The sequence below is a fragment of the Rhodopseudomonas sp. AAP120 genome (genome assembly GCF_001295845.1).
Classification (GTDB): Bacteria; Pseudomonadota; Alphaproteobacteria; order Rhizobiales; family Xanthobacteraceae; genus Rhodopseudomonas.
The window spans coordinates 82,902-90,191 of sequence record NZ_LJIC01000017.1 but is presented as its reverse complement, the minus strand read 5'-3'; the positions used below and the strand labels follow the sequence as shown (position 1 = coordinate 90,191).

The following is a 7,290-nucleotide window of genomic DNA, read 5'->3' as shown; positions in this document are numbered from 1 at the left end:
TAGCCACGAAGCGAGGCTTCCGTTGTGGACCCCCACCCCCGACCCCTCCCCGCAAGGGGGAGGGGAGCAGAGGGGGGCGCTCATGAAACTCACCCGCTTCAACCTGGTCTCGCTGACGCTCGGGATGGCATTCCTATATCTGCCGATCGTCATCATGGTGATCTACTCGTTCAACGACTCGCGTCTGGTGACGGTGTGGGGCGGGTGGTCGCTGCGTTGGTATCGCGAGCTGTTTCAGGACGAGGCGATGCTGGCGGCGGCGTGGATGAGCCTGCGCGTCGCGCTCGCCTCGGCGACGGCGGCCGCGGTGCTCGGCACGCTGGCGGCGGTGGCGCTGTCGCGGGCGGGGCATTTCCGTGGCCGCACGCTGTTCTCTGGCATGCTGTATGCGCCGCTGGTGATGCCCGAAGTGATCACCGGCCTGTCGCTGCTGCTGTTGTTCGTCGCGCTCAATGCCGAGCGCGGGTTCTGGACGGTGATGATCGCCCACACCACGCTGACGATGTGCTTCGTCGCGGTGGTGGTGCAGTCGCGCCTGCACGCGCTCGACCGCAGCGTCGAGGAAGCCGCGATGGATCTCGGCTGCGGCCCGGTCGAAGCTTTCCTGCGCGCGACCGTGCCGCTGATCTGGCCGGCGATCGCGGCCGGCTGGATGCTGGCCTTCGCGCTGTCGCTCGACGATCTGGTGATCGCCAGTTTCACCACCGGCCCCGGCTCGGCGACGCTGCCGATCCGGATCTATTCGGAAGTGCGCCTCGGCGTGAAGCCGCAGATCAACGCGATCTGCACGCTGATCGTCGCAGTGGTGACGATCGCCATCGTGATCGCATCGCTGGCGTCGAAGCTATCCAAAGCCCAGGCCGACAACGCCGCGCCGATGTGACTCCCGTCATTGCGAGGAGCAATCCACCGCCGTGCACTGCGTTCTGGATTGCTTCGCGGAGCCTGTCATCGGGCGGCGCTTTGCGCCGACCCGTTGGCTCGCAATGACGAAGGTGAGCGTGATTGACTAATCAGTTCGCCTTCGGCGCGGCATCCGGCGTTGCCGTGGCGGGGGCATCCGCTGACGGTTCGGCGCCGGCCTCCGGCTCAGGCTTCCGTCCGCCGCCGGTGATGCGCTCCAGCACCGAGCGGACGGCGTCGCGGGTCTTCTTGTCCTTGACGGCGTCGAGCAGCGGCGCGGAGGCGGGGGAGCGGCGGATCAGGCTCTCCGGATCCGGGAAGATCAGCGGATCGTCCCACGGCCCTTCGACGATGAATGGCAGATTGAAGCCCGGCGCGCCGGGCGTATTGGCGAGGCTGGCGACGCCCTTGAGGTCGTATTCGCGCGACGGCACCGAGGCGGTGCCGGTCAGCGAAATCTTCGCGGTCGGGCCGTCGATCCGGATGTCGTCCGCGGTGGCGACGCCGTCGCTGAACCGCACTGCGACGTTGAGGGTGGTGAACGGCGTCTTGCCGTTGCGGAAATTGCCGCCGCCCGACAGCGGCCGCCGCTCGAGTCGCTTCAGCAATTGTTCGACGTTGAAGCCGGTGATGGCGCCGTCGTGGCCGGTCAGTAGCGCCGAGCCGTCGAGCGACTGAGCGAGGCCGAACGGGCTCGAGCCGGACGCTTCCAGCGCGATGCTGAGATTGCCGCGTCCGGACAGATTGCGCACGCCGAGCAGGTCGGACGCGCAGGCTTCGAGATCGACGTCCCTGAACTGGAACTGGGTCTTGATATTGGCGACGTTGTCGCGCCGCGACACGCCGAGTGTGCCCTGAACGATGCCGCCATAGACCTGCGCCTCGCCAACGCTGAGCGCCAGCGCGCCGCCGCGCAGATTGGCGCTGAGCGCGGTGCGGCCGAGTGTAGAGGAGCCGAGCACGACCTTGGCGGCCGACAGCCGCACGTCGAGATCGATCGGGTTGGCGGAGCCGAGATCGAACAGCTGCCGGTTCCAGTCACGGGCGCCGCTGGCCAGCAGCCGGATCGTCGAAATATACGGCGTGGCGTCGATCGAGCCGGCGGCGAGCGTCGCCTGCAGGCCCTGATGACCGCCCGCGACCGTGTAGGTCATCACGCCCTCGGCGACGTTCTTGTCGAGCTCGATATTGACGTTGGTGAGCGCGACCGAGGGACCGACGAGATTGGCGCGCGCTTTCAGCGCGAAGCGTCCGAACCCGCCGGCGCCGGGTGGCTCCTGCCCGGCCCAGCGCAGCGCGTTGCGCAGCGAGGCGCTGTCGGCCGACAGGGTGCCTTCGAGCACAAGGCTGGACTTGTTGCCGATCACGCCGTCGAACGCGATCTTCATCGGCGCGCCGGCGAGCCGCAGCTTGAGCCCGGAGCGTTCACCCGCCAATGCGGAAATGAAATCGTTGACGCTGATGCTGCCGTCGATGCGTTCACCGCGCCAGTCGAACTGGCCGGCGGCCGCGAAGGTGCGCGAGATCGACGGCCATGCCAGCGACATGTCGATGTCGCTGATGTTTTCCAGGACGTGGCTGCTATCGTCGCGATAGCTGAGCACGCCGTCCTGCAGCCGGATCTCGGAGAACGACACCTGATCGTCGAGCCCGGGTTTCATCGTTCGCGTCAGGCTCTTGATGAAGGGCGTCCAGTTGCTGCCGCCGTCGGCGTCGCGGACGACGCGGATGGTCGGCTGGATCAGCGCGATGTCGGCGATCTCGAAACGGCGCAGCAGCAGCGGCAGCAGCCGCAGATTGGCGGTGAGCGTATCGACGCTGAGCGCACTGTCCGGGCCGCCGTCGCCATTGCCCTTCAGCCGCACCGACTTGAAGGTCACGTAGCTGCGCGGAAACACCGAGACATCGATATCGCCATCGACCGCCAGATCGAGCCCGGTCGCGGCCCGCAATTGCGACTCGACCGCCTGGCGCATCGCCCCGCGGTCGATCAGCAACGACAGCACCAGCGCACCGATCACGATTATGGCGATGAGCGCCGCAACCGATATCCCGAGGCGCTTGATTCCTTGGGCCATCGCCAAGACTATCCGGATCGATCTGTGGGCAAGGAGGAGGCAGGGCCCGCCGGCCCCTGTTCGGCCGGCAACTTGATCGGTTTTCTTGTCTGTTTCAAGGCCTTCCGGGTCGCAGCATGTGGGCGCAATTGACGGCTTGCACGGTTTTTGCTGAATAGACCCACTCGCAGAACAGCCCCTCTCATCAGGTCCCTGCTCCATGAACAAGGTTTACCCCGACGCCGAAACGGCACTCGCCGGAATCCTGCGGGACGGCATGATGGTGATGTCCGGCGGTTTCGGGCTGTGCGGCATCGCCGAGACGCTGTCGGACGCGCTGCGCGACTCTGGCGTCAAGGATCTCACCGTCGTGTCGAACAATGCCGGCGTCGACGGCATCGGCCTCAGCCGGCTGCTGGAAACGCGGCAGATCAAGAAGATGATTTCGTCCTATGTGGGCGAGAACAAGTTGTTCGCGCAGCAGTACCTCGCCGGTGAACTGGAGCTCGAATTCTGCCCGCAGGGCACGCTGGCCGAGCGCATCCGCGCCGGCGGCGCCGGCATCCCGGCGTTCTTCACCAAGACCGGCGTCGGCACGCTGGTGGCCGAAGGCAAGGAAGTGCGCGAGTTCGACGGCGAGAAGTACGTGATGGAGCGCGGCCTGTTCGGCGACATCGCGATCGTGCACGCCTGGAAGGGCGATACCGCCGGCAATCTCGTGTACCGAAAGACCGCGCGCAACTTCAATCCGATGATGGCCACCGCGGCGAAGATCACCATCGCCGAGGTCGAGCATCTGGTGCCGGCCGGCGAGATCGATCCCGATCACATCCACACGCCGGGCATCTTCGTCCAGCGCATCATCGAAGTCGGCACCGCCAAGAAACACATCGAGCAGCGCACCACGCGCAAGCGCCCCGAAACCGCGGCGAGCTGAGGAGAATCCCGATGGCCTGGACCCGCGAACAAATGGCGGCGCGCGCCGCCAAGGAACTGCGCGACGGTTTCTACGTCAATCTCGGCATCGGCATCCCGACGCTGGTGTCGAACTACATCCCGGACGGCGTCGACGTGGTGCTGCAGAGCGAGAACGGCATGCTCGGCATGGGCCCGTTTCCGTATGAGGGCGAGGAAGACCCGGACCTGATCAACGCCGGCAAGCAGACCGTCACCGAGCTGCCGTCGACCAGCTACTTCTCGTCGGCCGACTCCTTCGCGATGGTCCGCGGCGGCCACATCGACCTCTCCATCCTCGGCGCCATGCAGGTCGCCCAGAACGGCGATCTCGCCAACTGGATGATCCCCGGCAAGATGGTCAAGGGCATGGGCGGCGCGATGGACCTCGTCGCCGGCGTCAAACGCGTCATCGTGGTGATGGAGCATTCCGCCAAGGACGGCCCGAAGCTGCTCAAGTCGTGCAACCTGCCGTTGACCGGCGAGCGCGTCGTCGACATGGTCGTCACCGATCTGGCGGTGTTCACCATCGACAAGCACGGCAACGACGGCATGGCGCTGATCGAACTCGCCGACGGCGTCACCCTCGACGGGGTCAAGTCCAAGACCGAAGCCGATTTTCGGGTGGCACTGAAGAACGCGTAGTTCGGGCGTCGGTGGGCAAAAGCGCGAGAGCGCCGTGCCCACGCGGCATCGATCCGCCGAATGACTGCAGGAAGGTTGGACGCGCTTCGGGCTCACCCTTCTGGCGCTAAGTCATCCGCAGTGCCCGACGCGCGCTACGTCTTCCGATCGGGCCTGATCACCGCAACTGTTCCGCCAACATCGTGCGTACGTCGGCGACGAAACGCGATTCGCCGGCGCGCGGGGGCATCAGGCTGAACTCGACCTCGGGCAATGTCGGCAGGCCAAGGCTTGTGCCGACCTTGACGGCCCCCTCCGGCACGGCGGAGGCGTTGAGGCAGGTCACGCCGAGCGCAGCCGCCAGCGCCAGATGCAGTCCGCCGACGCCGGACGCCGAGTGCATCACCGCGTGGCGGATGCGGTGCGCTTTCAGCTTGCGGACGACGAACCGCTGCAGCGAACAGGTGTCGGGCAGCACCACCAGCGGCAGCACGCCGTCCTGCGGCATCACGAAGGAACGGTCCGAAACCCACAGCAGCGGCTCGCGCCGCAGCCGGATGCGAGCGTCGCCCTTGGAGCGCGGCGGCTGGCCCTCGAGGATGCGCATCGAGAGGCCGATGTCGTAGTCGCCCGCCGCGATCTCTTCCTCGATCAGCGCGCTCTTGCGTATCAGCACGTGCAGCCGCAGCCGTGGAAACTGGTCGCGTACCCGGCGCAGGATCTCGGGCAGCGCGCCTGGCCGGAAGTAATCGGTGATGGCGAGGCGCAGATCGCCAGTGAGTTGGGTGCCCTGGATATCGCGAAACGCGGCATCGCTGAGCGTCAGCATCTCGTGGGCGTAGCGGCTGAGCCGTTCGCCGGCCGGGGTGAGGCTTGCGCCGGTCTTGCCGCGCGAGAGCAGCGGCAGACCGCACATCTCTTCGAGCTTGCGAATCTGTTCGCTGACGGCTGACTGCGACCGGAACAGCCGCGGCGCGGCGGCGGAGATGCTGCCGGTCTCGGCGACAACGACGAGGGCATTGAGCAGATCGAGATCGAACAGTCGCGCCATGGTGCCGCATCTACCGGTTTATCCGATGGATCGTATCATATCTTCCCGTTTTCCTTATCTCAAGAAGCCGCGCATGGTCGCCTCGTTACCCCCGATCGACAAGGAGCAGACATGCCGGGCATCGTTCTGACGGTTTCTGGAAAGCCGGACGCCGCACTCACCAACCGCCTCGCTGCGGACATCGCGGATCTCACCTGCAAGGTGCTGAAGAAGGAGCTGTCGCGCACCTCGGTGCTGGTCCGCTACCAGCCTCCGGAGCAGTGGTTCATCGCCGGGCGTGCACTCGCCGAGGACGGGCGTCACGCGTTCAAGCTCGAAGTGACCATCACCGACGAGACCAACACCAAGGCCGAGAAGGCCACGTATCATGCCGAGGCGTTTGCGCTGCTGTCGCGCCTGATCGGCAATCTGCATCCGCACTCCAACATTCACGTCATCGATTGCCGGGCGTCCGCTTATGGCTACGCCGGGGTGACGCAGGAGGAGCATCGGTTTCGCGCAAGTGCGGTCGCGGCATGATCGCCGAGATCGTCATGTTCGATCTGCCGCGCGGCATCGACCGCGCGGCGGTGCTGGAGTTGTATCGGCAGTCTGCCGCGGTCTGGCTCGGGAATCACGAACTGATCGAGAAGTTCTACTTCTTCGACGAGGCGGAAGGGCTGGGAGGCGGAATCTATTTCTGGCCTTCGCGCGAAGCCGCAGCGCGCTGGCACGGCAACGACTACCGAAGCATGATCCGCTCGCGCTATGGATCGGAGCCACGCATCCACGTGCTTGAAGCCCTGATGCGTGTCGACGTGATCTCGGCCAGAACAGTCGATCTGTGACGCGCGCGTGCCGGCGCGCGTGAAGCTGTCGCTACCGCCGTCCGCCTGAGAACATCGGCGCCTCGCCCGGCAGCAGATTGGAGCGAATGTCGCTGTCGACGGCGCCATTTGGCTGCACATAGCCGGCCGAGAACGACAGGCTGAGATTGGAGGTCGGGCGGATCTCGACGCCGGCGTGCACGGCGGTCGCCGCGGTGTTGCTGCTGGAGAAGCCGGGGGAAGTCAGCGAGGTGAACACGTCGGGCTGATATTTGAGCTGGTCGACGCCGCCGAACAGGGTCATCGGCGTATCGCCGACGCCCTTGAAGTTGTAGCCGTACTGCGCGCCTTCAAGCGCGAGCGAGCCGAAATTGCCGAACGCACCGGCGCCGCCGATCCCGCCGACACCGCGCCAATTGAGCCCGCTGCTGAACGCGTTCACCGGCGCGCTGTAGGCGCGGGCGACGAAGCCGGTGCGGAAGCCGTCTTCATCCGGCTCCGAGGCGGTGAAACCGGGCACATCGCTCCAGTTCAGCGGCTGCCAGCTTTCCGTCGCTCCGCCGCCGAAGCCGAACGGACCGCCCGGCACCCAATAACGAATCGGCGCCGACTGCGCCGAAGCCGCCTGCGTCCCGAGGCAGAGCAGGGCCACGGCGAGGCTCAATCTGATCGGGGGGCGAGACATCCAAGTTTCCATCATGGCGAGCGAATTATAGGCGCGAGAGATGGCCGAAACCAGCCGGTGCTGCGCATCGCCGCATCGGCCGATCGGTTCCATTTTCGATGGGATGACGGCGGCAGCATGGCGAAGCGCTTGTCGGGCAAAGCCTTTCCGTCATTGCGAGGAGGCGAAGCCGACGAAGCAATCCAGCCCCGTGCAGTGGACTCCTGGATT

The 7,290-nt window shown here is 66.0% G+C and carries 8 protein-coding genes; 5 read left to right on the top strand and 3 right to left on the bottom strand.

Annotated features, from left to right (window positions below):
- Positions 1-82 precede the first annotated feature (82 nt).
- Positions 83-883 (top strand): ABC transporter permease, encoded by an 801-nt coding sequence (locus IP86_RS03900; RefSeq protein ID WP_054161200.1) that lies wholly within the window; start codon positions 83-85, stop codon positions 881-883.
- 130 nt (positions 884-1,013) lie between these two features.
- On the opposite strand, the gene IP86_RS03895 is transcribed toward IP86_RS03900, so the two are convergent.
- Complete coding sequence (locus IP86_RS03895) at positions 1,014-2,981, bottom strand: AsmA family protein (protein WP_082363821.1); 1,968 nt, start codon at positions 2,979-2,981, stop codon at positions 1,014-1,016.
- 199 nt (positions 2,982-3,180) lie between these two features.
- On the opposite strand from IP86_RS03895, the gene IP86_RS03890 reads away from it, so the two are divergent.
- Both IP86_RS03890 and IP86_RS03885 read left to right on the top strand, forming a co-directional pair.
- Positions 3,181-3,897, top strand: coding sequence for a CoA transferase subunit A (locus IP86_RS03890; protein WP_054161199.1), 717 nt, complete (start codon positions 3,181-3,183; stop codon positions 3,895-3,897).
- Between the two features lie 11 nt (positions 3,898-3,908).
- Positions 3,909-4,559: a CoA transferase subunit B gene (locus IP86_RS03885; RefSeq protein ID WP_054161198.1), complete on the top strand. Its 651-nt coding sequence runs from the start codon at positions 3,909-3,911 to the stop codon at positions 4,557-4,559.
- Between the two features lie 157 nt (positions 4,560-4,716).
- Here IP86_RS03885 and IP86_RS03880 read toward each other — a convergent pair whose 3' ends face one another.
- Positions 4,717-5,589 (bottom strand): LysR family transcriptional regulator, encoded by an 873-nt coding sequence (locus IP86_RS03880; RefSeq protein ID WP_054161197.1) that lies wholly within the window; start codon positions 5,587-5,589, stop codon positions 4,717-4,719.
- Between the two features lie 111 nt (positions 5,590-5,700).
- Between IP86_RS03880 and IP86_RS03875 the strand changes: the two genes are divergently transcribed.
- Together IP86_RS03875 and IP86_RS03870 are read left to right on the top strand one after the other, a co-directional pair.
- Positions 5,701-6,108, top strand: coding sequence for a tautomerase family protein (locus IP86_RS03875; RefSeq protein WP_054161196.1), 408 nt, complete (start codon positions 5,701-5,703; stop codon positions 6,106-6,108).
- Positions 6,105-6,416 carry a hypothetical protein gene (locus IP86_RS03870; protein WP_054161195.1) on the top strand — a complete coding sequence of 104 codons (312 nt, stop codon included), beginning with the start codon at positions 6,105-6,107 and terminating at the stop codon, positions 6,414-6,416. Before IP86_RS03875 ends, IP86_RS03870 begins: the two co-directional genes overlap by 4 nt.
- A gap of 31 nt (positions 6,417-6,447) precedes the next feature.
- Here the strand turns inward: IP86_RS03870 and IP86_RS03865 are convergent, their stop codons facing one another.
- Entirely contained in the window at positions 6,448-7,080 is a 633-nt protein-coding gene (locus IP86_RS03865; protein WP_245290525.1) for a hypothetical protein, read from the bottom strand.
- Positions 7,081-7,290 lie beyond the last annotated feature (210 nt).